At 54.2% G+C, this 1235-nt stretch carries 1 protein-coding gene and 2 pseudogenes; all 3 read right to left on the bottom strand.

The window, feature by feature from the left end:
• Window positions 1–947, bottom strand: a pseudogene (locus tag VU18_RS19205) (PTS transporter subunit EIIC); the annotation flags it as partial.
• A 1-nt stretch (window position 948) separates the two neighbouring features.
• A pseudogene (locus tag VU18_RS19200) lies at window positions 949–1132 on the bottom strand (PTS transporter subunit EIIC); the annotation flags it as partial.
• Between the two features lies 1 nt (window position 1133).
• A partial coding sequence (locus VU18_RS19195) for a hypothetical protein (protein WP_236687280.1) occupies window positions 1134–1235 on the bottom strand: 102 nt, incomplete at both ends.

The following is a 1235-nucleotide window of genomic DNA, read 5'->3' as shown; positions in this document are numbered from 1 at the left end:
CCTTGCATGATGTCTTGAATTTGCCCTTTTAACATATCCGATTTCGGACCGAAAATCGCTTGCACGTTGTTGCCGACTTCAAGCACCCCGGCGGCGCCGAGCGCTTTCAACCGGTCTTTATCGACCCGGCCGATATCATGGACCGAAACGCGCAAACGCGTAATGCATGCGTCCAAATGTTCAATGTTTTCCTTTCCGCCAAGGGCGGCGAGCACTTCGTACGGCAGATCGCCAGCGGCGGCTGCCTCGGCTTTCGGTGCTTCCTCGACCGTTTTTTCCCGGCCCGGCGTCGCCAAATCCCATTTGCGGATCGCAAAGCGGAATCCGAAATAATAAATCACGGCAAACGCCAAGCCGACCGGAATGACAAGCCACCATGCCGTCCGGTTTGGCAGAACGCCAAACAGCAAGAAGTCAATGACCCCGCCGGAGAAGGTCATCCCGATTTTGACGTTCAACAGGTGCATGATCATAAACGACAAGCCGGCAAAGACGCAGTGAATGGCAAACAGCGCCGGGGCGACGAACAAGAACGAAAATTCGATCGGTTCGGTAATCCCGGTCAAAAACGATGTCAACGCGGCCGACCCCATGATGCCGGCAACGACTTTTTTGTTTTCCGGTCGCGCTTCGTGGTAGATCGCGAGCGCCGCTGCCGGGAGACCGAACATCATAAACGGGAATTTCCCGGTCATGAACGTGCCGGCCGTCAGTTCCACGCCGTCTTTCAGCTGCTCGAAAAAGATTTTTTGATCGCCATGGACCACTTGCCCGGCTTTATTGACGTACTCGCCAAATTCAAACCAAAACGGTGCATAGAAAATATGATGCAAACCAAACGGAATGAGCGCCCGTTCGATGACGCCGAAAATGAACGCGGCCAACGTTTTGTTCGCATCGATCATATTGTGCGAAAACGCATTGAGCCCGTGCTGAATCGGCGGCCANACGAATGTCATGAGAATGCCAAGCACGACTGCGGACGCCGCCGTCACGATCGGCACGAACCGCTTGCCGGCGAAAAAGCCGAGATATTGCGGAAGTTCGATATTGAAGTATTTGTTGTACATGTACGCTGCCAAAATCCCGACGATAATCCCCCCAAAGACGCCGGTTTGCAACGTCGGGATGCNGAGAATGTTGGCGTACGACGGGTCGGCGCCGATCATATCGGAAGTCACGCCCAAGATGACGCTCATCGTCACATTCATAATCAAGTAGCCGATGATCGCCGC

The sequence above is a fragment of the Geobacillus sp. ZGt-1 genome (genome assembly GCF_001026865.1).
Taxonomy (GTDB): Bacteria; Bacillota; Bacilli; order Bacillales; family Anoxybacillaceae; genus Geobacillus; species Geobacillus thermoleovorans.
Note: the sequence above shows the minus strand (reverse complement) of the source record. Positions and strands in the feature narration are given on the sequence as shown.